The following is a 22,282-nucleotide window of genomic DNA, read 5'->3' as shown; positions in this document are numbered from 1 at the left end:
ATTAAAGATTAAACATTAAACATTATATGCCATTAACCTGTATTATAGTAGATGATGAGCCACTGGCCGTAAAGCTGATGGAATCGTTTGTAGCTAAGACACCCGACTTGAAACTGCTGGGCAGTTTTACCGACTCTGTCGAGGCCATCAATGCCGTGAAAGAGCAGAAACCCAACCTATTGTTTCTCGACATACAGATGCCCGACCTGAACGGCATGGAGCTGGCCCACATGATTCCAGCCGAAACACGTGTGGTGTTCACCACCGCCTTCAAGGAGTATGCCTTTGAGAGTTACGAGGTGAGTGCCCTCGACTTCCTGCTCAAGCCCATCCGCTATAACAAGTTCATGGTGGCCGTAGAGAAAGCCAAGGAGTGGTTTGCCAAAAGCGAATCGCCTATCAGCCAACACCCATCCCCCATCACCAATCACCCATCAGCCATCTTCGTTCGCGTGGATGGCGAGTTGCGTAATATCACCATCAGTGATATCATCTATGTAAATGGTATGAAGGATTACGTGATGTTCTATCTCGACAGCGAGCCCAAGCCACTCATCACCCACCTCACGATGAAAGCTGTTGAGGAGATGCTGCCACCTGAGAAATTTCTGCGTGTACACCGATCATATATTATAGCGGTTGACAAAATAAGAAAGGTTGACCGCAACGATTGCATTTACATCGGAAACGAGATTATTCACGTGCCCGATGGCTACCAAGATGCCTTCCATAAATTCCTGGGAACGCGCACAATTAACAAAATGTAACTTTGCGATAAAAATTTTCGGGTTTTTACTTGGATGGTATCGGTAATTTTCCTACTTTTGCAGTACAATTAGTAACAAAATGTAAACTTAAAACGTTTTAACGACAATGGAAGTTGAGAAAATTATGCAGGCCTTGGAGCAGAAGCATCCAGGCGAAATGGAGTACTTACAGGCAGTAAGAGAGGTGTTGGACAGCATTAAGGATGTGTACAACCAGCACCCCGAGTTTGAGAAAGCCAAAATCATAGAGCGCATCGTAGAGCCAGAGCGTATCACAACCTTCCGTGTGCCCTGGGTCGACGACAAGGGCGAGGTACAGGTAAACATTGGCTACCGTGTGCAGTTCAATAGCGCCATCGGCCCCTACAAAGGCGGTTTGCGTTTCCACCCATCAGTAAACCTCAGTATCCTGAAGTTCCTCGGTTTCGAGCAGACCTTCAAGAATGCACTTACCACCCTGCCTATGGGTGGCGGTAAGGGCGGATCCGACTTTGCTCCCCGTGGTAAGAGCGATGCCGAGATTATGCGTTTCTGCCAGGCATTCATGTGCGAGCTGTACAAGGTGATCGGTCCTGATATGGACGTACCTGCCGGTGATATCGGCGTAGGTGGTCGCGAGATTGGTTATCTGTTCGGCTACTACAAGAAGCTCACCAGCCAGTTCCATGGCGCTACCCTCACTGGTAAGGGTATGGAATGGGGCGGCTCTATCCTGCGCCCAGAGGCTACAGGTTATGGTGCACTCTACTTTGTTCACCACATGCTGGAGACTCACGGACTCGACATCAAGGGTAAGACCGTTGCTCTGTCAGGTTTCGGTAACGTAGCATGGGGTGCTGCCAAGAAGGCCACCGAGATGGGTGCCAAGGTTATCACCATCTCAGGTCCTGATGGATACATCTACGATCCCGCAGGTCTCGATGCAGAGAAGATTGAGTACATGCTGGAGCTCCGTGCCAGTGGTAACGACGTATGTCAGCCATACGAGGAGGAGTTCGAGGGTTCTAAGTTCTTCGCAGGCAAGAAGCCTTGGGAGCAGAAGGCCGACATCTATCTGCCATGTGCTACTCAGAACGAGCTGAATGGTGCTGATGCCGACATGATTCTGGCCAACAAGCCACTCTGCGTAGCCGAGGTATCTAACATGGGTTGCACAGCCGAGGCTGTCAACAAGTTCATCGCCGCTGGTCAGCTGTTCGCTCCTGGTAAGGCTGTTAACGCCGGTGGTGTAGCCACATCAGGTTTGGAGATGACTCAGAACTCAATGCGCATGAGCTGGACCGCTGAGGAGGTTGACCAGCGTCTGCACCAGATTATGAGTGGTATCCACGAGCAGTGCGTGAAGTACGGTAAGGAAGGCAACTACATTAACTATGTAAAGGGTGCCAACGTAGCCGGCTTCATGAAGGTCGCTAAGGCTATGCTCGCTCAGGGCATCGTATAGAGCTCGGCGATAGCCAAGGTCTATTCTGCCATGCTGTCAGGCATTGGCGGCGATAGCCAAGGTCTATTCTGCCATGCTTCGGCATGAAGGCATTGTATGATCAAATTCATAAAGATAGTCGCAACGACACTAACACTAATAATAAGCTTTACCGCTCAGGCGCAAACCGAGAGCGGTAAGGCTTCGTTTTATTCTAAAAGCTCCAGCGGCCGCCGAACGGCCAGCGGTGTGCGACTGCATCACGACAGTCTTACATGCGCCCACCGCACCTACCCTTTCGGTACACTGCTGTTAGTAACCAACCCAGCCAATGGTAACCATGTTATCGTAAAGGTCATCGACCGTGGTCCGTACGTTAAAGGTCGCGTTATCGACCTCTCGCATCGTGCCGCCAAAGAGTTAGGCATCATCGCCCAGGGCATAGCCCCTGTGATTGTCGAGGAGTTTAACGAGTCGGTCATCCCGTTCAAACCTGCCGAGGTATTCAGCAAGCCAGAGCTCGACTTAAGTACCAGCGATGGCGATGCCGCCACACCAATCTGGGTTGAACTAAACCAACAGATGAAACTGAAAAAGCAGCAGGAGCATAAAGAAAAAAAGAAGCGATAGGACGAACCCTATCGCTTACTTGTTTGAATCCTGAACTCCCTTGTCTGGGAAACAATCTCATTACGACCTAGAAAAACTCCTATACGGAAAACAGCCTCGCCATCTCTTAATCCATTATCAGCCCGTACGAGCGCTGTATATCTGATGCCCTTGCCTGGGGCTATACTCTCTATCATAACGTTGTCAGAAACCTCTATATGCTTGTTTCCGCTTATTTCTGTTACATTGGGACGTACGCGGTATAGAATCTTATCCGTAGTATTGAAAACCTCGAACACAATTCTGGCCTCCTCACCACGTGCCAGCACCTGGTCGCGACTACTGTCGATCAGCATCGGACGGCGGATCTCCAACACATCAGGTGTGCGAGCTGGTGTATTATCCATATATATGCGATCATCGGGATAATCATAATCCGACTGGCGTTGAACGCTGCCACGATCCATACGGCGCTGCTGATACTCCTCCATCTTCTTTTGATGTGCTTCATCGGCTGCTTGTCCTACAGCTGCACCAACAATTGCACCGCCGGCCATGCCAATCAGCGTACCGACATCACTGCCACGTGGACCGCCAGAAAGGCCTCCGATAGCCGAACCGATGATTGATCCGAACCAGGCACCTGTGGTAGCCCCTGTCTCCGTGTAGGTGCCACAACTACTCAGCAGCAGCATGGCACCAAGCGACATAACAAACAACTTCTTCATAACCAATCTAACTAACTAATTAACTATTTCGGTGCAAAGATACGCATATATACAAAAAAAAGAAAAGGAATTCCCCCACACTTTGGTAGGAAAATCCCTATTCTTTATAATTAGAATATAAAATTCTAACGATTACTCAGCCTTAGCCTCTTCAGCAGGAGCCTCAGTTGCAGGAGCCTCAGCTACGGGAGCCTCAGCAGCCTCTGCCTTAGGAGCAGCCTTGCGTGAACGACGGGTTGACTTCTTCTTAGTGTCCTTTGCCATCTCTGGATCAAAGTCAACGAGCTCGATGAAGCAAACCTGAGCAGCGTCACCCTGACGAGTACCGAGCTTAATGATACGAGTGTATCCACCGGGACGATCGCCAACCTTCTCACTTACAGTAGAGAAAAGCTCCTTGATAGCCTCCTTGTTCTGGAGGTAGCTGAATACTACACGACGAGAGTTGGTAGAATCCTCCTTAGCCTTAGTGATCAGGGGCTCTACATACTTCTTCAGGGCCTTAGCCTTTGCTACGGTCGTAGTGATTCTTTTGTGCATGATCAGCGAGATAGCCATGTTTGCGAGCATGGCACTGCGGTGAGATGCAGTACGACCGAGATGATTAAATTTCTTATTATGTCTCATAATTATTTTTTGCTTTTATTGGGCAAGAGATTACTCTCTGTCCAGTTTGTATTTTGAAATATCAGTTCCAAACGACAGATTCAGACTCTCGAGCAAATCATCAAGCTCAGTGAGCGATTTCTTACCAAAGTTACGGAACTTCAGGAGGTCTGTCTTATTGTACTGTACCAGATCGCCAAGTGTCTCAACATCAGCGGCCTTGAGGCAGTTGAGGGCACGAACCGAGAGGTTCATGTCAACGAGACGAGTCTTAAGCAGCTGGCGCATGTGCAGGATCTCCTCGTCGAACTCCTGGTTGCTCTCAGTCTCAGAACTCTCGAGAGAGATCTTCTCGTCAGAGAACAGCATGAAGTGGTAGATGAGGATCTTAGCAGCCTCTTTCAGTGCATCCTTTGGGTGGATGGAACCGTCCGTAGTAACCTCGAGTACCAGCTTGTCATAGTCGGTCTTCTGTTCAACACGATATGGCTCAACAGCGTACTTTACGTTACGGATCGGAGTGTAAATAGAATCGATTGCAATTACATTAACGTCGGTGCAGAACTCGCGATTCTCATCGGCGGGAACATATCCACGACCTTTGTTGATTGTAATATCAATCTGCATCGATGCTTTGGAATCTAAATGACAAATCACCAAATCGGGATTTAACACTTCAAATCCAGAAAGATACTTGCTGATATCACCAGCCTTGAATTCTGTAGAATTCTCGACCGTGATACTTACTTTCTCGTTCTCGAATTCTTCTACTATTTGCTTGAATCGAACTTGCTTCAGATTCAAGATAATGTTGGTTACATCTTCCTTTACACCGGGAACTGATGAGAATTCATGCTCAACACCAGCAATGCGGATGGTGTTGATAGCATAACCCTCGAGTGATGAAAGCAGAATGCGGCGAAGGGCGTTACCAATGGTCACACCAAAGCCAGGCTCCAAAGGACGGAATTCGAACTTGCCGAACTTGTCGTTGGCCTCCAACATTACGACTTTATCGGGTTTTTGAAATGCTAATATCGCCATTAATTTAAATGATTTTAGTTCTTAGAGTACAACTCAACGATTAACTGCTCCTTAATATTCTCGGGGATGTCGGCGCGCTCAGGCTTGTGCAGGAACTTACCGCCCTTTACATTCTCATCCCACTCAATCCAAGGATACTTGCTGTGATTGAAACCTGCGAGAGCAGCCTCAATAACCTCAAGTGACTTAGACTTCTCACGAACAGCTACAACCTGACCAGGCTTAACAGCATAAGAAGGAATATTAACAACCTGACCATCAACTGTAATGTGCTTGTGACCTACGAGCTGACGAGCAGCAGCGCGAGTTGGAGCAATACCAAGACGGAATACTACGTTGTCGAGACGACTCTCGAGGTTCTGCAGCAGAACCTCACCAGTGATACCCTCAGCCTTAGCTGCCTTCTCAAACATATTACGGAACTGACGCTCGAGTACACCATAGGTATACTTGGCTTTCTGCTTCTCTGCCAGCATGACTGCATACTCCGACATCTTACGACGACGGTTGTTGCCATGCTGTCCAGGAGGGAAGTTTCTCCTAGACAAAACTTTGTCTGCGCCGAAGATGGGCTCACCAAAACGACGCGCAATTTTTGATTTCGGTCCTAAATATCTTGCCATAATAATAAAATATGTTTCTTCTTAATAATCCTTCTAATAATTATACGCGACGACGCTTTGGAGGACGACATCCGTTGTGTGGCAGTGGAGTTACATCGATAATCTCCATTACCTCGATACCAGCACCATGAATGGCACGGATAGCTGACTCACGACCGTTACCGGGACCCTTAACATAAGCCTTAACCTTGCGAAGACCCAGGTCGTAAGCAACCTTAGCGCAATCCTCAGCAGCCATCTGGGCAGCATAAGGAGTATTCTTCTTAGAGCCACGGAAGCCCATCTTACCAGCTGATGACCAAGAGATGATCTGACCCTCGTCGTTAGCCAGCGATACAATAATATTATTAAAAGAACTGTGTACGTGGAGCTGGCCGATAGCGTTTACTCTCACGTTTCTCTTCTTTGAAGTGACTGTTTTCTTTGCCATAATTCCTAATTTCTTAAATGTTCAACTTAGAATTACTTCGTAGCCTTCTTCTTGTTAGCAACAGTCTTCTTCTTACCCTTACGAGTACGAGCATTATTCTTAGTGCTCTGACCGCGAACGGGAAGACCGTTACGATGACGGACGCCACGATAGCAACCAATATCCATCAGTCGCTTGATATTCAACTGGATCTCTGAACGGAGATCACCTTCTACTTTGAATTCAGCGCCGATAATTTCACGGATTTTGGCTGCCTGGTCGTCAGTCCACTCGTTAACCTTCAGGTCACGGCTGACACCTGCCTTATCCAATATCTTTGCTGAACTACTTCGACCAATACCGTAGATATAGGTCAATGCGATTTCGCCACGCTTATTCTGGGGCAAATCTACTCCAACAATTCTTATTGCCATTGTTAATTAAAAAGATAAAAATAAATTACTCTAAAAATTACATTTCTTGCTAAAAAGCATGCAAAGGTACGAAGAATTTTTCAATTCTCCGCCATTTTATGCATTTTTAACATTAACCCTGACGCATTTTGTACTTAGGGTTCTTCTTGTTGATAACGAACAGGCGGCCCTTACGACGTACGATTTTGCAGTCTGGGGTACGCTTCTTCAATGATGCTCTTGTCTTCATATTAATTCGTATTGTTTATTTGTATCTGAATACAATTCGTCCCTTTGTCAGGTCATAGGGGCTCATTTCCACCTTAACCTTATCACCGGGGAGGATCTTGATATAGTGCATTCTCATCTTACCAGAGATATGCGCAATAATCTGGACCCCATTTTCAAGTTCTACACGAAACATCGCATTCGACAGCGATTCTACAATTGTTCCGTCCTGCTCAATAGCGGATTGTTTTGCCATACTTAATGTTTAATATAACTTACCTTCTAATTTCTCCACTTCTTCAAAAGAAGACAGGATTTCGGCCTGACCTTTTCTTACAGCAATGGTATGCTCAAAATGAGCTGCTGGCTTTCCGTCGCGTGTACGGATTGTCCAGCGATCAGCATCCATCCAGATGGCTCGGTTACCCATTGTTACCATAGGCTCGATTGCCAAGCACATACCGGCTTTCAGCATGATACCGTTGCCACGTCGACCATAGTTAGGCACCTGTGGGTCTTCGTGCATCTCGCGACCGATACCGTGACCGGTCAACTCACGTACGATGCCGTACTTCTGTGCCTCACAATGCTCCTGCACTGCAGCGCTGATATCCCCCAGGTGTTTGCCTGCAACGGCACTTTCGATACCTTTGTAAAGCGACTCCTTGGTAGTCTTCAACAGCTGCTTGACCTCGTCGGAAACCTCGCCCACACAGAATGTGTAACACGAATCTCCATTAAAGCCGTTCAACAGTGTACCGCAGTCGATCGAAATGATGTCGCCCTCTTTGAGAACAGTCTCAGCGTTGGGCACGCCATGAACCACTACGTCGTTCACCGATGTGCAGATGCTGGCAGGAAACGGCCCTCCATATGGATTGGGGAAACCCTTGAAAGTTGGGATAGCACCATTATCTCTAATGAACTCATCCGCTATCTTATCCAACTGGAGGGTCGTTATACCAGGCTTAATATGTTTAGCCAATTCGCCAAGCGTTTTGCCAACAAGTTGGTTGGCCTGGCGCATCAGCTCTATCTCATCTTCAGTTTTTAGATATATCTTCATAGAAGATTAGTATGCGGCCATTCCACGTCCGTGAATACGACCTGAACTGAGCAGACCGTCGTAATGACGCATCAGCAGGTGACTCTCGATCTGAGCGAGTGTGTCGAGCACAACGCCCACCAGAATCAGCAACGATGTTCCACCGAAGAACTGAGAGAACGCATCCTGAACATTCAGCAAGCTTGCCAATGCAGGCATGATAGCTATGAATGCGATGAACAATGAACCGGGGAGAGTAATGCGACTCATAACTGTGTCGATGTACTCAGCGGTCTCCTTACCGGGCTTAACTCCGGGGATGAAACCATTGTTACGCTTCATGTCCTCAGCCATCTGAGTAGGATTCAGAGTGATGGCTGTGTAGAAGTATGTGAAAGCGATAATCAGTATAGCGAAAATGATGTTGTAGGTCCAGCTGTGATGATCGAGCATCGTGCGAACGAACCAACTTGCATTCTCAGGAGCTGAATACTGTACGATAGTCAATGGAATGAACATCAGAGCCTGAGCAAAGATGATAGGCATTACATTGGCAGCGAACAGCTTCAGGGGGATATACTGACGTGCTCCACCTACCTGCTTGTTACCTACGAGGCGCTTAGCGTACTGAACGGGCACTTTGCGAACACCCTGTACCAGAACAATTGATGCGCAAACAACTGCATAGAGAATGATGATCTCGACCAAGAACATAACCAGTCCACCACCAGTGATGGCAGTGAATCGCGAGCTAACCTCCTGGATGAATGCCTGAGGCAGACGTGCGATAATACCGATCATAATAATCAGTGAGATACCATTACCTATACCCTTATCCGTAATGCGCTCACCCAACCACAGGATAAACATGCTACCTGCAGCCAGAATGATAACAGCAGGAACCATGAAGTATGACCATGAGATGCCTGTTGCCAGGGCAGCTCCCGAAGTCATCTTCAGGTTCATCAGGTAACCCGGTGCCTGGAACATCAGGATGGCTACAGTGAGCCAACGGGTGTACATGCTGATCTTCTTGCGGCCGCTTTCACCTTCGCGCTGCATTTTCTGCACGTAGGGAACAGCGACAGCAAGAAGCTGCATTACGATAGAAGCAGAGATGTAAGGCATGATTCCAAGCGCAAAGATAGATGCGTTGGAGAATGCACCACCGGAGAACATGTCGAGCAATGACATCAAACCACCGGCAGTCTGTGACTGCAATTGGCTTAACATGGCTGGGTTGATACCAGGAAGTACAACGAACGAACCAAAACGATAAATTGCTACGAACAGGAGAGTGATGAGGATGCGCTGGCGCAGGTCCTCAATCTTCCAGATGTTCTTCAGTGTCTCTATTAACTTCTTCATTTTTAATGTTAGATTTTTGTTGCGTTACCACCTACTGCCTTGATTGCCTCTTCAGCAGTCTTTGAGAAAGCGTTAGCTTCTACGTCAACCTTAGCCTTGAGCTCACCGTTGCCAAGAACCTTTACCAGCACCTTGCCATTGGTAAGACCAGCAGCGATCAACTCCTCAATGCCGATCTTGGTGAGGTTCTTCTCCTCAGCAAGCTTCTGCAGTGTAGAGAGGTTAACTGCAAAGTACTCCTTGTGGTTGATGTTCTTGAAACCAGACTTCGGAACGCGACGCTGGAGTGGCATCTGACCACCTTCGAATCCAATCTTTCTCTTATAACCAGAACGAGCCTTGGCACCCTTGTGTCCACGAGTAGAAGTACCACCCAGACCTGAACCAGGTCCGCGACCGATACGACGACTTGAGTGGGTAGAACCCTCAGCCGGCTTTAAATTATTCAGTTTCATAATCGAATCTACTTTTAAAATGTTAATTACTCAACTACTGTTACCAGGTGGTGTACCTTACGGATCATACCACGGATTGAAGGAGTATCCTCTACCTCAACAACCTGAGAGATCTTGCGCAGGCCGAGAGCCTCGAGAGTGCGCTTCTGATCAACTGGATAACCGATCTTACTCTTAATCTGCTTTACCTTAATTGTTGCCATAGTTATTTTCTCCTTTAACCTCTAAATACTTTATCCATACTGATTCCACGAGTACCTGCTACAGTATAGGCATCACGCATCTGACTCAGAGCTACGATAGTTGCCTTAACCAGGTTGTGAGGGTTAGATGAGCCCTTTGACTTAGCGAGCACATCCTTGATACCAACACTCTCCAGTACGGCACGCATAGCACCACCGGCAACAAGACCGGTACCAGCAGCAGCTGGCTTCAGGAATACCTGAGCACCGCCGAAGCGAGCCTCCATCTCATGAGGGATGGTACCCTTGAGTACGGGAACTTTAACAAGATTCTTCTTAGCTGCCTCAACACCCTTGGCGATAGCTGCTGTAACCTCACCAGCCTTACCAAGACCCCAGCCGATGATACCGTTGCCGTCGCCGACAACTACAATGGCTGCGAATGTAAAGGTGCGACCTCCCTTTGTTACCTTGGTAACACGGTTGATGGCAACCAGTCTGTCTTTCAACTCTACGTCACTATTTACTTTAACTTTGTTCATTGCCATAATCGTTTAGAATTTAAGTCCACCTTTACGAGCTGCGTCTGCAAGCGACTTTACGCGGCCGTGATACAGATAACCGTTACGGTCGAAGACAACGGCGCTAACGCCAGCCTCCTGAGCCTTCTTGGCTACCAGCTCACCTACCTTCTCAGCCTGCTCGATCTTAGGCATAGCCTCGAGACCCAGTGAAGATGCAGAAGCAAGTGTTTTACCTTCCAAATCATTGATCACCTGAGCATAGATCTGCTTGTTGCTGCGGAAAACGCTCAGACGAGGACGCTCGGCTGTGCCGAATACGTTCTTACGAATTCTATATTTGATCTTAATTCGTCTTTCTACTTTCTTTGTTGTCATAATCTTCAATTTTTAATGATGTTAATTTTCAAGATTACTTAGCTGAAGCTGACTTACCCGACTTACGACGGATAACCTCACCCTTGAACAAAATACCCTTTCCTTTGTAAGGCTCAGGCATACGGAAAGAACGAATCTTAGCACAAATCAGACCGAGCAGTGCCTTGTCGCATGACTCGAGGATAATCTGAGGATTCTGGTTACGCTCAGACTTGGTCTCAACCTTAACCTCCTTAGGAAGCTGGATGAAGATGGGGTGAGTATAACCCAGAGCGAACTCGATGATGTTACCCTGGTTAGAAACACGGTAACCTACACCTACGAGCTCCATCTCCTTCTTATAACCTTCGCTTACGCCTACTACCATGTTGTTAACAAGCGCACGATACAGACCGTGGAAAGCCTGCTTCTGCTTGATGTTAACAGGGCTGTTCTCGTCGATCTCAAACTTAATCTGACCGTCCTCGATAGTCATCTTGATAGAGGGGTCAACCTTCTGTGTCAGCTCTCCCTTTGGACCCTTAACGGTAACAACACCGTCCTTGTCCTGAGCAACAGTAACGCCTGCAGGGATACTAATTGGCAATTTTCCTATTCTTGACATATTCTATCCTCCAATTAATATACATAGCAAAGAACCTCACCACCGATCTTCAGGGCTGCGGCCTCTTTGTCTGTCATTACACCTTTAGACGTGGAAAGGATGGCAATTCCAAGTCCGTTAATTACTCTCGGCATGTCTTTGTAGCCAGTGTACTGGCGAAGACCTGGGGTTGAAACTCGCTTCAAGCACTTGATAGCGTTTTCACGAGTAGCTGGGTTGTACTTCAAAGCAACCTTGATAGTACCCTGAGGACCATCCTCGATGAACTTGTAGTTCAGGATGTAACCCTTCTCGAAGAGGATCTTAGTGATCTCTTTCTTCAAGTTTGACGCAGGAACCTCAACGACACGGTGATGTGCCATGATGGCGTTTCTGAGTCTTGTCAGATAATCTGCTATTGGATCTGTCATAAAAATAAATGTTTTAATTAATCGGGACTACCCCGACAATATTAAATTAATAAATCTCTTTTTTGCTTAAATCAGGTAGATTACCAGCTGGCCTTCTTTACTCCAGGAATCAGACCGTTTGATGCCATCTCACGGAACTGGATACGAGAAAGACCGAACTGACGCATATATCCCTTTGGACGACCTGTGATCTTGCAACGGTTGTGCAGACGGATAGGGTTAGCGTTCTTAGGGATGCTCTGCAACTTGCGAGCTGCCTCATAAGCCTCTGCGGGATCCTCAGTAGTAGCGATCACCTTCTTCAGAGTTGCACGTTTCTCAGCGTAGCGAGCAACGAGCTTAGCGCGCTTTACCTCGCGGGCTTTCATTGATTCTTTTGCCATATCTCTTAATCGTTTTTAGCGTTCTTGAATGGAAGACCGAAAGCCTTCAGCAGTGCGAAACCTTCCTCGTCGGTCTGAGCCGATGTAACGAAGGTGATGTTCATACCCTGAATGCGGTCAACTGAATCGATATTGATCTCTGGGAAGATAATCTGCTCCTGGATACCCAGTGTGTAGTTACCACGGCCATCGAACTTGCTCTCGATACCCTTGAAGTCGCGGATACGAGGGAGAGCGATGCGAACGAGCTTCTCGAGGAACTCGTACATGCGCTCACGACGAAGAGTTACCATCACACCGATAGGCATCTTCTTACGAAGCTTGAAGTTTGCGATATCCTTCTTAGAATATGTAGCAACTGCCTTCTGACCACAGATAGCGGTAATCTCGTTGATAGCAACCTCGATGATCTTCTTATCCTGAGTAGCGTCACCAAGACCCTGGTTTACTACGATCTTCTTCAGGACAGGAATCTGCATTGCAGAAGTGTAGTTGAACTGCTTCTGAAGAGCAGGAGCAATCTTCTCCTTGTACTCTTTCTTTAACTGTGCTGTATTTGCCATTACTTAATCTCCTCTCCTGACTTTTTAGCGATACGAACGACATTCTTACCCTCGCGCTTGATAGCAACACGGGTAGCCTTGCCACTCTTCGGATCAATCAAACTAATATTCGAAATGTGAATAGGAGCCTCCATCTTCACAAAGCCTCCCTGAGGATTCTTGGCGCTTGGCTTGGCACTCTTGTTCACCATGTTGATGCCCTCTACGAGAGCACGCTGCTTGTCGGTCAGAACCTTCAGTACCTTACCAGTCTTGCCCTTGTCCTCACCGGCCAGAACGATGACTGTATCGTTTTTCTTAATATTGAACTTTGCCATTTCTCTTAACTCTTAACTGTTAATTATTAACTATTACAGTACCTCAGGTGCCAAAGAAACGACCTTCATATTCACGGCACGGAGCTCACGGGCAACGGGGCCGAAGATACGGCTACCGCGGAGCTCACCTGCATTGTTCAGCAGTACGCAGGCATTGTCGTCGAAACGGATGTAAGAACCATCAGCACGACGGATTTCCTTCTTAGTGCGAACAACCAAAGCCTTTGATACTGCACCCTTCTTTACATCACTTGTAGGGATCGCGTTCTTGATAGACACAACGATGATATCACCTACGCTGGCATAACGGCGCTTGGTACCGCCCAATACACGGATGCAGAGAGCCTCGCGTGCACCGCTGTTGTCAGCTACTGTAAGTCTTGATTCTGTCTGTATCATAATTACTTAGCTTTTTCTACGATGTTAACTAATCTCCATCTCTTTGTCTTTGACAGAGGACGGGTTTCCATAATGAGCACTGTATCACCTACATTGCACTCGTTATTCTCATCGTGTGCGTGATACTTCTTTGTCTTCTGGACAAACTTACCATACATAGGGTGCTTCTCCTTGAACTTGGCTGCAATAACAATGGTTTTATCCATCTTGTTGCTGATAACGACACCCTGTCTTGTCTTTCTTAAATTTCTTGTTTCCATCTGGACCATTGTTATTTATTAAGTTCTCTCTGATGAAGTTCTGATTTCATTCGTGCGATATCGCGACGAGCGGCCTTAATCTGAGATGGATTCTCAAGTGGAGTGATTGCGTGGTTCAACTTCATCTGGTTGTACTTTGCAACCTCAGCCTCAATGCGCTCTGCCAGATCCTTGGTCTCGAGCTCTCTTACTTCTTTAATCTTCATACTCAATTAAGCGTTTTTATCGAAATCACGTCTTACAACAAACTTAGTCTTTACGGGCAGCTTCTGAGCACCGAGGCGAAGAGCCTCCTTAGCGATGTCGAAAGGTACACCCTCTACTTCAAAGAGAATACGGCCTGGTGTAACAGGTGCAACCCATCCTGCGGGATCTCCCTTACCTTTACCCATTCGCACGTCAGCAGGCTTGCGAGTGATTGGCTTATCAGGGAAGATGCGAATCCATACCTGACCTTCACGGTTCATATAACGATTGATAGCAACACGGGCTGCCTCAATCTGGCGGCTGTCGATCCACTTGGCATCCATTGTCTTGATACCGAAAGATCCGAAAGCCAGTGTTGTTCCTCTGTGGGCGTTGCCTTTGTTGCCACGACCATCCTGAGGTCTTCTATATCTTACTCTTTTGGGCTGTAACATAATAAGTTTCTACTTTAAATCGTTATTACTTCTTCTTATTACGGAACTTTCTGTCACGACCATTACCGCCGTTAGAGCGACCATTTGATTTCTCCTGAGTGAAGTTAGGTGCGAGGTCAACGTTTCCGTAGATCTCACCACGGCAAATCCATACCTTGATACCCAGAATACCAACCTTGGTCAGAGCCTCAGCGTGGCAGTAGTCAATGTCAGCACGATAAGTGTGCAGAGGAGTACGACCCTCCTTCAGCATCTCGCTACGTGCGATTTCAGCTCCATTAAGACGACCTGAAATCTGAACCTTAATACCCTCGGCACCAGCACGCATTGTGTTCTGGATAGCCATCTTGATGGCACGGCGATAAGCGATCTTACCCTCTACCTGGCGAGCGATGTTGTTGGCAACAATCGTGGCATCGAGCTCAGGACGCTTTACCTCGAAGATATTTATCTGAATCTCCTTATCATAGAGCTTCTTCAGTTCTTCCTTCAGTTTGTCGACATCTTGTCCACCTTTACCAATGACGAGACCTGGACGGGCTGTGCAAATAGTAATGGTAACCAGCTTCAATGTGCGCTCGATGACAATCTTCGATACGCTGGCCTTAGCCAGACGCTCGTTCAGGTACTTACGGATTTTCTGATCCTCTACCAGGTTATCTCCGAAGTCCTTGCCTCCGAACCAATTTGAATCCCAACCTCTTACGATTCCAAGACGGTTGCTAATTGGATTAACTTTCTGTCCCATACTTATTCTTTTACATCATTAGTTTTAGCATCAACAAACAGAGTCACGTGATTAGAACGCTTGCGGATACGATAGCCGCGACCCTGTGGTGCAGGTCTCATTCTCTTCATTGTAACACCCTCGTCAACGAATACGCGAGTGATGAACAGCTCACCATCCTCAGCCTTGCGATCGTTCTTGGCTTCCCAGTTAGCGATGGCCGAACGGAGGAGTTTCTCTACATTAGCTGCAGCTGCCTTCTTCGAGAAACGGAGTACACCCAGAGCGCGATTAACCTCCATGCCGCGGATCATGTCCACAACATAGCGCATCTTGCGGGGTGAAGAGGGGCAGCCGTTGAGCTTGGCAAAATACTGTGTCTTAAGTGCTGCTTTTCTTTCTTCAGCCTTAATATGTTTTCTTGCTCCCATTTTAATTCTTTAATTTTTTAATTCTTAATTCTCCCTGGGATTACTTCTTGTTACCGGCGTGACCACCGAAACGACGTGTAGGTGCAAACTCTCCGAGCTTGTGACCAACCATGTTTTCTGTAACGTAAACAGGGATAAATTTGTTACCGTTATGAACTGCAACAGTGTGTCCCACGAAATCGGGTGAGATCATTGATGCTCTGGCCCATGTCTTAACGACATTCTTCTTACCACTCTCATTCATAGCGAGAATCTTCTTCTCGAGTGATACGTTGATGTATGGACCCTTCTTTAATGAACGACTCATAATTTACTCTAATTAACTTGTTTACTTCTTGTTAGCTCTTTCAATAATGTACTTGTTTGAAAGCTTCTTAGGTGCACGAGTCTTAAGACCCTTAGCGTACAAGCCCTTACGTGAACGTGGGTGACCTCCAGACTGACGTCCTTCACCACCACCCATTGGGTGATCATGTGGGTTCATAACTACACCACGGTTGTGAGGACGCTGACCCAACCAGCGAGAGCGACCAGCCTTACCTGATGCCTCCAGAGCGTGATCTGAGTTACCTACACTACCTACAGTTGCTTTACAAGCTGAGAGAATCTGACGAGTCTCGCCTGAAGGAAGCTTGATTACACAATAGCTACCCTCACGAGAAGTCAACTGAGCGAAATTACCAGCCGAACGAACCAGCTTGGCACCCTGACCAGGACGCATCTCAATGTTGTGGATGACTGTACCTACAGGGATGTTTGCCAAAGGAAGGGCGTTACCAACCTCGGGTACTGCATCAGCACCCGACATCAGAGTTGCACCAACCTGCAGTCCATTAGGAGCAATGATATAACGTTTTTCACCATCAGCGTAGAAAAGAAGTGCAATGCGAGCTGAACGGTTAGGATCGTACTCGATTGTCTTTACTACAGCTGGAACACCATCTTTCTCTCGCTTGAAGTCGATCAGACGATACTTCTTCTTGTGACCACCGCCCATGTAGCGAACAGTCATCTTACCGGTGTTGTTTCGACCACCGGTTGAACGCTTACCGTAAACGAGAGACTTCTCTGGCACGGATGCAGTAATATCCTCGAACGTGCCAATAATCTTGTGTCTTTGACCCGGAGTTACGGGCTTTAATTTACGTACTGCCATTTTTATTACTGAATATTGCTATAAAAATCAATTACATCGCCCTCCTTAAGAGTAACGATTGCCTTCTTGAACGCGTTCTTCTGACCCTTGATCAGACCAGCCTTAGTGTAGCGTGAGCTACGCTTGCCGGCGTAACGAACAGTGTTCACGTCGATTACTGTAACATTGTACAGAGCCTCAACCTCATTCTTAATCTCAAGCTTATTAGCCTCAGGACGAACGATGAAACCATACTTGGCCTCAGCCTTCTTGGTACGCTCCTCGCCCTTTACCTTATAAGTTTTCTCTACAGAAGACTTGTCTGTAATCTTGGTCATCTTCTCAGTGACCAGGGGTTTAATGATAAATGCCATATCCTTAGTCCTCCTTTTACTTGTTTAAGATACCGTCGATTGTCTCCAGCGACTTCTCAGTGATAACGAGTACATCAGCGTTCAGCACCTTGTAGGTGTTAACCAGTGAAGCCTCCATTACCTCTGTGCCCTGCAGATTGCGAGCCGACAGATATACATTGTTATTAGTACCTGACATTACGAAGAGAGTCTTCTTGCCGTCAACCTTCAGGTTCTTTGCAATGTTGATGAACTCCTTAGTCTTAGGAGCCTCCATGGTGAAGTCCTCAACAACTACGATTGCATTCTCCTGAGCCTTGTATGACAGAGCTGACTTACGAGCAAGAGCCTTAACCTTCTTATTCAGCTTGAAGCTGTAGTCACGAGGTGTAGGACCAAACACACGACCACCACCACGCAGCAGAGGTGAGTTGATATCTCCGTGACGGGCACCGCCGCCACCCTTCTGACGTCCAAGCTTACGAGTAGAACCAGAAATCTCGCTTCTCTCCTTTGACTTAGCTGTACCCTGACGCTGGTTAGCGAGATACTGCTTAACGTCCAGGTAGAGAACGTGGTCATTAGGTTCAATACCGAAGATAGCCTCGTTCAGAGTTACCTTACGTCCGGTCTCCTGACCTTTGATATTCAATACGCTAACTTCCATCTTACTTGTTAATTAAAACAGTTGAACCATTATAACCAGCGCAGCTACCCTTAACAAGGATAAGATTGTGCTCTGGAATTACCTTTAACACTTTGAGGTTCTGAGTAGTAACTCGATCGCCTCCCATCTGGCCGCCCATGCGCATTCCCTTGAATACCTTGGCGGGATAAGAACAGGCACCGATAGAACCTGGCTTACGCAGACGGTCGTCCTGACCGTGAGTAGCCTGGCCTACGCCACCAAAACCATGACGCTTCACAACGCCCTGAAAACCTTTACCTTTTGAAGTTCCTACAACGTCAACAAACTCGGCACCCTCGAAGATGTCGACTGTAACGGTGTCACCGAGATTCAACTCGGTATCAAACTTGAACTCGGCCAAGTGGGCCTTTGGTGTAGTGTTAGCCTTCTTGAAGATACCCATCATTGCTTTTGTGGTATTCTTCTCCTTCTTCTCACCGAAGGCGAGCTGAACAGCCTCATAGCCATCCTTCTCAACAGACTTAACCTGAGTTACAACACAAGGACCAGCTTCGATAACAGTGCACGGTACATTCTTACCGTCGGCACTGAAAACGGATGTCATTCCGATTTTTCTTCCAATTAATCCTGGCATTTCAGTTTAAAAATTAATAATGTTTATAAAATATATAATAAATGTTCCTTTTTAAGTGGTTCTCGCAACTTCCGTGCACACAAAACACCCACTTAAAAAGGAACTTCAACTACTTCGTTTTCGAAGGCTAAGTCGCTATTTATCAGGGCATTGTTAGCTCCACGGCCAGCGCAATACTCACTTTTGCGGGTGCAAAGGTACAAATAATATATAATATACACAAATATTATTAAAGCTTAGTAGTAACTTTTAAGTATTTTTATACTTTACACCTCCAAAAACACAACAATTCCCCACTCTTCTGAGCAGGGAATCGTCAATCTATGGCTGCAAAGCAGCGTACTCTTTTGTGACATTTGCGATACACGGGCAGGCCTTTTGCGGGTTCAGATCGTGATGACCTACGATAACCGCACGGGGATAGCGCCGATGCAAATCAGCCAGTAGTGTGCGCAGGGCCGCCTTCTGTTCTGGTGTACGCGTATCGGCAGGTTGTCCGCGGGCATCCAAGCCTCCCTCGTAGCACACGCCGATGGAGTACTTGTTATGGTTCATACAGTGAGCCCCAACCAGCCATTCAGGCCTACCCTGTTCAATCTCTCCGTTCCGACGCACCACGTAATGGTAGCCAATACCGAGCTTAAAGCCTCGCTGGCGGTGCCATGTATCTATCTGGGCTGCCGAAGAAGTCTGTTCAGGTTTCACTGCCGAACAATGAATCACTATCAGGGTTATCGTCCGCATGACTGCACAGCAATAGTTCCCAGAACTGTTGTAATCACTGTTGCCACAAATCGCAACACCTTAGCTACTCTATTCCAATTTACTTTTACCATACGCTTTTATTTTTTTACAGATTAATCACCAATTGGCTCGTGACTTGAGTTACCGCCACTGTTACCACCGCCGGTGTTACCACCATTGCCTGGGTTATCATTACCACCAGTCGAAGGCTGATCGGTTGGCGAATCAGGGTCCTCGATATTGCCAGGATCGGTACTGGTAACACGCTTTACGATCTTACCCTCACGGTCGTAACAGGTAATGTTGATGGCCGTATCCTTCAGCTCATCCTTGATCTCAACCGATGGTGAGAAAATCACACGTCGGGTGGTAATCAGTCCCGTACTTACCTTGTTCACGTCATCCACCGTGGTGGCCTTTACACCAAATCGCATACGGCCCAGACCAGGGATGGCGATGGAGTGTCCCTCGGTGGCCCAAACCTTTACCACCTGTCCGATGGCATCCCATGCCGCACTCAGTGCACCCTCGGCGATACCACTGCGAACAGAGGCTTCGCTAATCACCTTCTGTGCCGACAACGTGTTGTAGATCTCGGCCTGCATCATAAAACGATACTTGCCTGCATCCTTGCCTACCTTGAGCTCGCGCTCTACTGCTTTTACTTTAATTGCCATAAGCTACATAAACATTAAACATTAAACATTAAAAATTAAACATTAAAGATTGTCTGATTGACATGGCAAAGATACAACATTTTCTAGGGGCGTTTTGGGATTCTTGGTGATTCTCGGTGATTCTTTCAGTTACTTGTCGATATCAAAAGTATCTACGATATATTTCACTACATTTGGTGGCAGGGCACCCTTTCCGGTTGGCATACCAATGGAATGTAGGTAGTCCAGGTGTGGCCCCATCCAGTTCTTGAGTGTCTGTGTTGTTACACCGGCATGCTCGGCCAGTTGCTTTCTTGTCATTGTTTTCATAAGCTATCTTTTTGTTTTTTTTGAAAAGTACCTAATGTTTTTTTGCACGCTAACTACTTTGCATTTGAAAAGTACTTAGAGAAATTTGACGCTTTTGACAGATTAATTTGTAAAAGTTACGTGCGTACCGTGTAGGTGCGTGCGCGGTACGCGCGAGGCATTCCTAAAACAATGCGTCAAATGTGTCAAGTATAACTTCGTGGCTTATCACCGACACCTCGTCCTCTGGCTTGGCTTCCTGGGCCATCAGGGTTCTGTTCAGGTCGATATCGGCACCACTATACGCCACCACGTTATAGCCACGCTCACCACGTGAGCGCACGCTTACAAAGCCCATGGCCTTCATGGCACGCCCCAGCTTGTTGGGTGTCAATCGGTGTATCAGCAAGCCGCCAATGGTTTGCATAATCTCCGAGGCACTCACAAACACGCACGGTTCGTTCTTAGCAGGCACACGATAGAACTTGCTTACCAGCTCCTGTTCGGGCTTCGACACCTCGAACCGTTTGTTATGCAGCTGCACAACATCCATTTCCTTTTTCTCAAACCAATAGTGGAATCCCCGCAGATACAGGGCATAGGCCTGGGCAAAAATCTCATCGTGATGGATAGGATACTCGTAGGGCGAACGGATACTCTCCACCTCGAACGGCAACCAGCGGCGGGTGCCCGTATCGTCGTCGATAAACTGCAGGTTGTTACTGGTACCACAGTAGCTGGCTATGTGTACACGACGTTCCGAATTGTGCGCATACGGTTTGCGGGCATCGGTAGCTTTTGTGGTCACAGCCCATTTCAGCCTACTCATTGCCTCTGTCTTCAGCGCATCTATCTCATCCAGACAAATCAGTCCGAACGATGACAGTTTCAGCACCTCGTCCTTATCCATCTTACCGAAAGTAGAAGTAGAGTGGAAATAGGCCGACAGTTCGGGAGGTATCAGATTCTCAAGCCAACGGGTTTTGTAGATACCCTGTTCGCCTACCAGCACCAGCACTTCCTCGTTCACCACTTTCTCCTCCAGCCACCCTGCCACCACGCCCACCAGCCATTTGCGCAAACAGGCGTAAAACAGCAGTTGTTCGTCGGGACCGCCCTTTACGTTTACATCCATCGCCAACGAGAGTATGGGGTTAGTAGTCTCGTCCCATGGCGGCAAGCGGTTCAGGTACTCTCTGAGCGGATTATACAGCGGCACAAAATCAGAGTCGATAACCTGCCAGATTTTCTTGGCATTCACATCCTTCTGTTTCGACAGCATACTACACAGTGAGTTAACCAACCGGTCCTTCACTTCGAACCACTGGTCGGGCGATCGCCATTCGTCCAATGGCGTTTTACCCGTGGGATATTTAATCCCCATGGCCGCATACTCGCTGATTTCGGGCACTCGGAATTCGTCCTTACCCGTTATCACATTGTGGCGCAGGTAGAGCGTGCCCATCAGGAATTTCTGTATGTCCTCCTCAGAGGCACGCACCTCGCGCCAGTTTTGCTTATGCTCTTTTGGAGCATCGCCACTTTTTTGTTTCATTCTATTAAGATTTATCGTTGAATCACGCTGCTAAATTACTGATAAAATTTGGCACGCACAAGTTTTTGCGCCACAATTTCACATCGCAGCGCAAAACTGTTAAGTGCCGCTTAACAAGTGGCTATCTGAACAGTTCCAGAATGCTCACTTCCAAAGCATCTGCTATCTGATACAACCTACTTAACTTGGGATCGGTATGGCCATTAATAATCTTATTCACCGACGTTCTACTAATGTTAATCCTGTCGGCTAACCATTGGTCATCTACCTCTTTTTGGTTCATTACTTTGCGCACATTCAGCTGTGGCTGGTAAATCGTTTTTTTTCATCTTTTAATTGTTTATGTGAGTACAAAAATCAATCCCCGTAGCGAATTACTACGAGGCTATATGAATTTAAAAATTTATTATTTGATATAAAGAGACTCCTGCGCCATACCTAACGATAGGCGCAGGAGTTTAAAGAATAGGTTGCTCATTATCCAAACAAATCATCGTAATCTGGTACATTTTCAGGTTGTTGCTCACCACTTGCCTGAAGTAGAACGATAAATGCTATTATATGAATCATACTCATAGCTCATCAGATGTTAATCCAGCCAGTCGTCGTAGTAGTCAGCGGGAGGTTGTTCACCACTTGCCTGAAGCAGACATGCACGATGTTGCAGTTCTATCACCTGTACTGATGGCTTAATATATGCTTTCTTTTTCATT

General features: G+C 47.1%; 40 protein-coding genes. 3 read left to right on the top strand and 37 right to left on the bottom strand.

The window, feature by feature from the left end:
• The first annotated feature begins 26 nt into the window (after window positions 1–26).
• The 3 genes from BLR73_RS11530 to BLR73_RS11520 all read left to right on the top strand — a co-directional run bounded on the left by BLR73_RS11530 (window position 27) and on the right by BLR73_RS11520 (window position 2,820).
• Window positions 27–767, top strand: a complete 741-nt coding sequence (locus BLR73_RS11530; protein ID WP_091862147.1) for a LytR/AlgR family response regulator transcription factor — start codon at window positions 27–29, stop codon at window positions 765–767.
• Between the two features lie 106 nt (window positions 768–873).
• Window positions 874–2,211, top strand: coding sequence for an NADP-specific glutamate dehydrogenase (gene gdhA, locus BLR73_RS11525; RefSeq protein WP_013063372.1), 1,338 nt, complete (start codon window positions 874–876; stop codon window positions 2,209–2,211).
• Window positions 2,212–2,307: 96 nt separating this feature from the next.
• Window positions 2,308–2,820, top strand: coding sequence for a septal ring lytic transglycosylase RlpA family protein (locus BLR73_RS11520; protein ID WP_073046932.1), 513 nt, complete (start codon window positions 2,308–2,310; stop codon window positions 2,818–2,820).
• An 8-nt stretch (window positions 2,821–2,828) separates the two neighbouring features.
• On the opposite strand, the gene BLR73_RS11515 is transcribed toward BLR73_RS11520, so the two are convergent.
• The 37 genes from BLR73_RS11515 to BLR73_RS14635 all read right to left on the bottom strand — a co-directional run bounded on the left by BLR73_RS11515 (window position 2,829) and on the right by BLR73_RS14635 (window position 22,281).
• Window positions 2,829–3,527, bottom strand: coding sequence for a glycine zipper domain-containing protein (locus BLR73_RS11515; RefSeq protein ID WP_091862144.1), 699 nt, complete (start codon window positions 3,525–3,527; stop codon window positions 2,829–2,831).
• A 132-nt stretch (window positions 3,528–3,659) separates the two neighbouring features.
• Window positions 3,660–4,154 (bottom strand): 50S ribosomal protein L17, encoded by a 495-nt coding sequence (gene rplQ / locus BLR73_RS11510; protein WP_013065636.1) that lies wholly within the window; start codon window positions 4,152–4,154, stop codon window positions 3,660–3,662.
• A gap of 30 nt (window positions 4,155–4,184) precedes the next feature.
• A complete protein-coding gene (locus BLR73_RS11505; protein ID WP_013064365.1) occupies window positions 4,185–5,177 on the bottom strand; it encodes a DNA-directed RNA polymerase subunit alpha in 993 nt (330 codons plus the stop codon).
• Window positions 5,178–5,191: 14 nt separating this feature from the next.
• Window positions 5,192–5,800, bottom strand: coding sequence for a 30S ribosomal protein S4 (gene rpsD / locus BLR73_RS11500; protein WP_013064747.1), 609 nt, complete (start codon window positions 5,798–5,800; stop codon window positions 5,192–5,194).
• A gap of 40 nt (window positions 5,801–5,840) precedes the next feature.
• Entirely contained in the window at window positions 5,841–6,230 is a 390-nt protein-coding gene (rpsK, locus tag BLR73_RS11495; protein ID WP_013063216.1) for a 30S ribosomal protein S11, read from the bottom strand.
• A gap of 32 nt (window positions 6,231–6,262) precedes the next feature.
• Window positions 6,263–6,643 carry a 30S ribosomal protein S13 gene (rpsM, locus tag BLR73_RS11490; RefSeq protein ID WP_013065210.1) on the bottom strand — a complete coding sequence of 127 codons (381 nt, stop codon included), beginning with the start codon at window positions 6,641–6,643 and terminating at the stop codon, window positions 6,263–6,265.
• A gap of 112 nt (window positions 6,644–6,755) precedes the next feature.
• Entirely contained in the window at window positions 6,756–6,872 is a 117-nt protein-coding gene (rpmJ, locus tag BLR73_RS11485) for a 50S ribosomal protein L36 (RefSeq protein ID WP_009160995.1), read from the bottom strand.
• A 15-nt stretch (window positions 6,873–6,887) separates the two neighbouring features.
• On the bottom strand, window positions 6,888–7,106 hold the full coding sequence (gene infA / locus BLR73_RS11480) for a translation initiation factor IF-1 (RefSeq protein WP_004341775.1): 219 nt from the start codon (window positions 7,104–7,106) through the stop codon (window positions 6,888–6,890).
• 9 nt (window positions 7,107–7,115) lie between these two features.
• Window positions 7,116–7,916 carry a type I methionyl aminopeptidase gene (gene map, locus BLR73_RS11475; RefSeq protein WP_013064374.1) on the bottom strand — a complete coding sequence of 267 codons (801 nt, stop codon included), beginning with the start codon at window positions 7,914–7,916 and terminating at the stop codon, window positions 7,116–7,118.
• A 6-nt stretch (window positions 7,917–7,922) separates the two neighbouring features.
• Window positions 7,923–9,263 carry a preprotein translocase subunit SecY gene (gene secY, locus BLR73_RS11470; protein ID WP_013063504.1) on the bottom strand — a complete coding sequence of 447 codons (1,341 nt, stop codon included), beginning with the start codon at window positions 9,261–9,263 and terminating at the stop codon, window positions 7,923–7,925.
• A gap of 8 nt (window positions 9,264–9,271) precedes the next feature.
• Entirely contained in the window at window positions 9,272–9,718 is a 447-nt protein-coding gene (gene rplO / locus BLR73_RS11465; RefSeq protein ID WP_013064744.1) for a 50S ribosomal protein L15, read from the bottom strand.
• Between the two features lie 26 nt (window positions 9,719–9,744).
• Window positions 9,745–9,921, bottom strand: coding sequence for a 50S ribosomal protein L30 (gene rpmD, locus BLR73_RS11460; protein WP_013063208.1), 177 nt, complete (start codon window positions 9,919–9,921; stop codon window positions 9,745–9,747).
• Between the two features lie 14 nt (window positions 9,922–9,935).
• On the bottom strand, window positions 9,936–10,448 hold the full coding sequence (gene rpsE / locus BLR73_RS11455; protein ID WP_028902366.1) for a 30S ribosomal protein S5: 513 nt from the start codon (window positions 10,446–10,448) through the stop codon (window positions 9,936–9,938).
• 6 nt (window positions 10,449–10,454) lie between these two features.
• Window positions 10,455–10,799: a 50S ribosomal protein L18 gene (rplR, locus tag BLR73_RS11450; RefSeq protein WP_033149489.1), complete on the bottom strand. Its 345-nt coding sequence runs from the start codon at window positions 10,797–10,799 to the stop codon at window positions 10,455–10,457.
• Window positions 10,800–10,833: 34 nt separating this feature from the next.
• Complete coding sequence (gene rplF, locus BLR73_RS11445) at window positions 10,834–11,403, bottom strand: 50S ribosomal protein L6 (RefSeq protein ID WP_013064742.1); 570 nt, start codon at window positions 11,401–11,403, stop codon at window positions 10,834–10,836.
• 14 nt (window positions 11,404–11,417) lie between these two features.
• Window positions 11,418–11,813, bottom strand: a complete 396-nt coding sequence (gene rpsH / locus BLR73_RS11440; protein WP_013064141.1) for a 30S ribosomal protein S8 — start codon at window positions 11,811–11,813, stop codon at window positions 11,418–11,420.
• Window positions 11,814–11,893: 80 nt separating this feature from the next.
• Window positions 11,894–12,196: a 30S ribosomal protein S14 gene (gene rpsN / locus BLR73_RS11435; RefSeq protein WP_013063532.1), complete on the bottom strand. Its 303-nt coding sequence runs from the start codon at window positions 12,194–12,196 to the stop codon at window positions 11,894–11,896.
• A gap of 5 nt (window positions 12,197–12,201) precedes the next feature.
• Window positions 12,202–12,759 carry a 50S ribosomal protein L5 gene (gene rplE / locus BLR73_RS11430; protein WP_013065667.1) on the bottom strand — a complete coding sequence of 186 codons (558 nt, stop codon included), beginning with the start codon at window positions 12,757–12,759 and terminating at the stop codon, window positions 12,202–12,204.
• The gene (gene rplX, locus BLR73_RS11425) at window positions 12,759–13,076 is read right to left on the bottom strand and encodes a 50S ribosomal protein L24 (protein ID WP_013065652.1); all 318 of its coding nucleotides are present in this window, start codon (window positions 13,074–13,076) and stop codon (window positions 12,759–12,761) included. Before rplX ends, rplE begins: the two co-directional genes overlap by 1 nt.
• A gap of 33 nt (window positions 13,077–13,109) precedes the next feature.
• Window positions 13,110–13,475, bottom strand: coding sequence for a 50S ribosomal protein L14 (gene rplN, locus BLR73_RS11420; protein WP_013065032.1), 366 nt, complete (start codon window positions 13,473–13,475; stop codon window positions 13,110–13,112).
• Between the two features lie 2 nt (window positions 13,476–13,477).
• Window positions 13,478–13,744, bottom strand: a complete 267-nt coding sequence (rpsQ, locus tag BLR73_RS11415) for a 30S ribosomal protein S17 (protein WP_013063072.1) — start codon at window positions 13,742–13,744, stop codon at window positions 13,478–13,480.
• Between the two features lie 2 nt (window positions 13,745–13,746).
• A complete protein-coding gene (gene rpmC, locus BLR73_RS11410) occupies window positions 13,747–13,941 on the bottom strand; it encodes a 50S ribosomal protein L29 (protein WP_013065209.1) in 195 nt (64 codons plus the stop codon).
• A 6-nt stretch (window positions 13,942–13,947) separates the two neighbouring features.
• A complete protein-coding gene (rplP, locus tag BLR73_RS11405) occupies window positions 13,948–14,376 on the bottom strand; it encodes a 50S ribosomal protein L16 (protein ID WP_028902374.1) in 429 nt (142 codons plus the stop codon).
• A gap of 25 nt (window positions 14,377–14,401) precedes the next feature.
• Entirely contained in the window at window positions 14,402–15,124 is a 723-nt protein-coding gene (gene rpsC, locus BLR73_RS11400) for a 30S ribosomal protein S3 (protein WP_013064542.1), read from the bottom strand.
• A gap of 2 nt (window positions 15,125–15,126) precedes the next feature.
• Window positions 15,127–15,534 carry a 50S ribosomal protein L22 gene (gene rplV / locus BLR73_RS11395; RefSeq protein ID WP_013064877.1) on the bottom strand — a complete coding sequence of 136 codons (408 nt, stop codon included), beginning with the start codon at window positions 15,532–15,534 and terminating at the stop codon, window positions 15,127–15,129.
• A gap of 40 nt (window positions 15,535–15,574) precedes the next feature.
• On the bottom strand, window positions 15,575–15,841 hold the full coding sequence (gene rpsS, locus BLR73_RS11390; RefSeq protein ID WP_013065476.1) for a 30S ribosomal protein S19: 267 nt from the start codon (window positions 15,839–15,841) through the stop codon (window positions 15,575–15,577).
• Window positions 15,842–15,862: 21 nt separating this feature from the next.
• Complete coding sequence (gene rplB, locus BLR73_RS11385) at window positions 15,863–16,690, bottom strand: 50S ribosomal protein L2 (RefSeq protein WP_013064908.1); 828 nt, start codon at window positions 16,688–16,690, stop codon at window positions 15,863–15,865.
• Window positions 16,691–16,695: 5 nt separating this feature from the next.
• A complete protein-coding gene (gene rplW, locus BLR73_RS11380) occupies window positions 16,696–17,043 on the bottom strand; it encodes a 50S ribosomal protein L23 (protein ID WP_013065472.1) in 348 nt (115 codons plus the stop codon).
• 16 nt (window positions 17,044–17,059) lie between these two features.
• Complete coding sequence (gene rplD / locus BLR73_RS11375) at window positions 17,060–17,689, bottom strand: 50S ribosomal protein L4 (RefSeq protein ID WP_033149488.1); 630 nt, start codon at window positions 17,687–17,689, stop codon at window positions 17,060–17,062.
• A gap of 1 nt (window position 17,690) precedes the next feature.
• Entirely contained in the window at window positions 17,691–18,305 is a 615-nt protein-coding gene (gene rplC / locus BLR73_RS11370) for a 50S ribosomal protein L3 (protein ID WP_013064246.1), read from the bottom strand.
• A 321-nt stretch (window positions 18,306–18,626) separates the two neighbouring features.
• Entirely contained in the window at window positions 18,627–19,049 is a 423-nt protein-coding gene (locus tag BLR73_RS11365; protein ID WP_091862141.1) for an N-acetylmuramoyl-L-alanine amidase, read from the bottom strand.
• The gene (locus BLR73_RS14785) at window positions 19,037–19,141 is read right to left on the bottom strand and encodes a DUF6486 family protein (RefSeq protein ID WP_224082987.1); all 105 of its coding nucleotides are present in this window, start codon (window positions 19,139–19,141) and stop codon (window positions 19,037–19,039) included. Before BLR73_RS14785 ends, BLR73_RS11365 begins: the two co-directional genes overlap by 13 nt.
• A 21-nt stretch (window positions 19,142–19,162) precedes the next feature.
• Window positions 19,163–19,726, bottom strand: a complete 564-nt coding sequence (locus BLR73_RS11360) for an HU family DNA-binding protein (protein ID WP_091862138.1) — start codon at window positions 19,724–19,726, stop codon at window positions 19,163–19,165.
• Window positions 19,727–19,855: 129 nt separating this feature from the next.
• Window positions 19,856–20,026, bottom strand: a complete 171-nt coding sequence (locus BLR73_RS14395; protein ID WP_176763681.1) for a helix-turn-helix domain-containing protein — start codon at window positions 20,024–20,026, stop codon at window positions 19,856–19,858.
• Window positions 20,027–20,198: 172 nt separating this feature from the next.
• Window positions 20,199–21,569 carry a VapE domain-containing protein gene (locus BLR73_RS11355; protein ID WP_091862135.1) on the bottom strand — a complete coding sequence of 457 codons (1,371 nt, stop codon included), beginning with the start codon at window positions 21,567–21,569 and terminating at the stop codon, window positions 20,199–20,201.
• A 121-nt stretch (window positions 21,570–21,690) separates the two neighbouring features.
• Window positions 21,691–21,864, bottom strand: coding sequence for a helix-turn-helix domain-containing protein (locus tag BLR73_RS11350; protein ID WP_255397374.1), 174 nt, complete (start codon window positions 21,862–21,864; stop codon window positions 21,691–21,693).
• Window positions 21,865–22,158: 294 nt separating this feature from the next.
• Entirely contained in the window at window positions 22,159–22,281 is a 123-nt protein-coding gene (locus BLR73_RS14635; RefSeq protein ID WP_255397373.1) for a hypothetical protein, read from the bottom strand.
• Window position 22,282: the final 1 nt, after the last annotated feature.

Source organism: Prevotella sp. khp1, from assembly GCF_900102205.1.
Taxonomy (GTDB): Bacteria; Bacteroidota; Bacteroidia; order Bacteroidales; family Bacteroidaceae; genus Prevotella; species Prevotella ruminicola.
The sequence above is the reverse complement of the archived record's forward strand: the minus strand, read 5'-3'. Positions and strand labels throughout refer to the sequence as shown.

Excerpts from the sequence above, each read along its gene's own strand:
- rplC (WP_013064246.1), bottom strand. The coding sequence starts at position 18,305 with ATGCCAGGATTAATTGGAAGAAAAATCGGAATGACATCCGTTTTCAGT.
- rplB (WP_013064908.1), bottom strand. The coding sequence starts at position 16,690 with ATGGCAGTACGTAAATTAAAGCCCGTAACTCCGGGTCAAAGACACAAG.
- BLR73_RS14785 (WP_224082987.1), bottom strand. The coding sequence starts at position 19,141 with ATGGTAAAAGTAAATTGGAATAGAGTAGCTAAGGTGTTGCGATTTGTG.
- rpmJ (WP_009160995.1), bottom strand. The coding sequence starts at position 6,872 with ATGAAGACAAGAGCATCATTGAAGAAGCGTACCCCAGACTGCAAAATC.
- BLR73_RS11530 (WP_091862147.1), top strand. The coding sequence starts at position 27 with ATGCCATTAACCTGTATTATAGTAGATGATGAGCCACTGGCCGTAAAG.
- BLR73_RS14395 (WP_176763681.1), bottom strand. The coding sequence starts at position 20,026 with ATGACAAGAAAGCAACTGGCCGAGCATGCCGGTGTAACAACACAGACA.
- BLR73_RS11360 (WP_091862138.1), bottom strand. The coding sequence starts at position 19,726 with ATGGCAATTAAAGTAAAAGCAGTAGAGCGCGAGCTCAAGGTAGGCAAG.
- gdhA (WP_013063372.1), top strand. The coding sequence starts at position 874 with ATGGAAGTTGAGAAAATTATGCAGGCCTTGGAGCAGAAGCATCCAGGC.
- rpsS (WP_013065476.1), bottom strand. The coding sequence starts at position 15,841 with ATGAGTCGTTCATTAAAGAAGGGTCCATACATCAACGTATCACTCGAG.
- secY (WP_013063504.1), bottom strand. The coding sequence starts at position 9,263 with ATGAAGAAGTTAATAGAGACACTGAAGAACATCTGGAAGATTGAGGAC.
- rpsK (WP_013063216.1), bottom strand. The coding sequence starts at position 6,230 with ATGGCAAAGAAAACAGTCACTTCAAAGAAGAGAAACGTGAGAGTAAAC.
- rplF (WP_013064742.1), bottom strand. The coding sequence starts at position 11,403 with ATGTCAAGAATAGGAAAATTGCCAATTAGTATCCCTGCAGGCGTTACT.
- rpmC (WP_013065209.1), bottom strand. The coding sequence starts at position 13,941 with ATGAAGATTAAAGAAGTAAGAGAGCTCGAGACCAAGGATCTGGCAGAG.
- rplN (WP_013065032.1), bottom strand. The coding sequence starts at position 13,475 with ATGATACAGACAGAATCAAGACTTACAGTAGCTGACAACAGCGGTGCA.
- rplQ (WP_013065636.1), bottom strand. The coding sequence starts at position 4,154 with ATGAGACATAATAAGAAATTTAATCATCTCGGTCGTACTGCATCTCAC.
- rplW (WP_013065472.1), bottom strand. The coding sequence starts at position 17,043 with ATGGCATTTATCATTAAACCCCTGGTCACTGAGAAGATGACCAAGATT.
- BLR73_RS11355 (WP_091862135.1), bottom strand. The coding sequence starts at position 21,569 with ATGAAACAAAAAAGTGGCGATGCTCCAAAAGAGCATAAGCAAAACTGG.
- rpsH (WP_013064141.1), bottom strand. The coding sequence starts at position 11,813 with ATGACAGATCCAATAGCAGATTATCTGACAAGACTCAGAAACGCCATC.
- rplO (WP_013064744.1), bottom strand. The coding sequence starts at position 9,718 with ATGAAACTGAATAATTTAAAGCCGGCTGAGGGTTCTACCCACTCAAGT.
- rpsN (WP_013063532.1), bottom strand. The coding sequence starts at position 12,196 with ATGGCAAAAGAATCAATGAAAGCCCGCGAGGTAAAGCGCGCTAAGCTC.
- rpsE (WP_028902366.1), bottom strand. The coding sequence starts at position 10,448 with ATGGCAATGAACAAAGTTAAAGTAAATAGTGACGTAGAGTTGAAAGAC.
- BLR73_RS14635 (WP_255397373.1), bottom strand. The coding sequence starts at position 22,281 with ATGAAAAAGAAAGCATATATTAAGCCATCAGTACAGGTGATAGAACTG.
- rplR (WP_033149489.1), bottom strand. The coding sequence starts at position 10,799 with ATGACAACAAAGAAAGTAGAAAGACGAATTAAGATCAAATATAGAATT.
- BLR73_RS11515 (WP_091862144.1), bottom strand. The coding sequence starts at position 3,527 with ATGAAGAAGTTGTTTGTTATGTCGCTTGGTGCCATGCTGCTGCTGAGT.
- rpsC (WP_013064542.1), bottom strand. The coding sequence starts at position 15,124 with ATGGGACAGAAAGTTAATCCAATTAGCAACCGTCTTGGAATCGTAAGA.
- rpmD (WP_013063208.1), bottom strand. The coding sequence starts at position 9,921 with ATGGCAACAATTAAGGTAAAGCAGATTAAGAGTAAGATCGGTTATCCA.
- rplP (WP_028902374.1), bottom strand. The coding sequence starts at position 14,376 with ATGTTACAGCCCAAAAGAGTAAGATATAGAAGACCTCAGGATGGTCGT.
- rplX (WP_013065652.1), bottom strand. The coding sequence starts at position 13,076 with ATGGCAAAGTTCAATATTAAGAAAAACGATACAGTCATCGTTCTGGCC.
- rpsM (WP_013065210.1), bottom strand. The coding sequence starts at position 6,643 with ATGGCAATAAGAATTGTTGGAGTAGATTTGCCCCAGAATAAGCGTGGC.
- rpsD (WP_013064747.1), bottom strand. The coding sequence starts at position 5,800 with ATGGCAAGATATTTAGGACCGAAATCAAAAATTGCGCGTCGTTTTGGT.
- BLR73_RS11505 (WP_013064365.1), bottom strand. The coding sequence starts at position 5,177 with ATGGCGATATTAGCATTTCAAAAACCCGATAAAGTCGTAATGTTGGAG.
- BLR73_RS11365 (WP_091862141.1), bottom strand. The coding sequence starts at position 19,049 with ATGCGGACGATAACCCTGATAGTGATTCATTGTTCGGCAGTGAAACCT.
- BLR73_RS11520 (WP_073046932.1), top strand. The coding sequence starts at position 2,308 with ATGATCAAATTCATAAAGATAGTCGCAACGACACTAACACTAATAATA.
- rpsQ (WP_013063072.1), bottom strand. The coding sequence starts at position 13,744 with ATGGTCCAGATGGAAACAAGAAATTTAAGAAAGACAAGACAGGGTGTC.
- infA (WP_004341775.1), bottom strand. The coding sequence starts at position 7,106 with ATGGCAAAACAATCCGCTATTGAGCAGGACGGAACAATTGTAGAATCG.
- rplE (WP_013065667.1), bottom strand. The coding sequence starts at position 12,759 with ATGGCAAATACAGCACAGTTAAAGAAAGAGTACAAGGAGAAGATTGCT.
- rplV (WP_013064877.1), bottom strand. The coding sequence starts at position 15,534 with ATGGGAGCAAGAAAACATATTAAGGCTGAAGAAAGAAAAGCAGCACTT.
- rplD (WP_033149488.1), bottom strand. The coding sequence starts at position 17,689 with ATGGAAGTTAGCGTATTGAATATCAAAGGTCAGGAGACCGGACGTAAG.
- map (WP_013064374.1), bottom strand. The coding sequence starts at position 7,916 with ATGAAGATATATCTAAAAACTGAAGATGAGATAGAGCTGATGCGCCAG.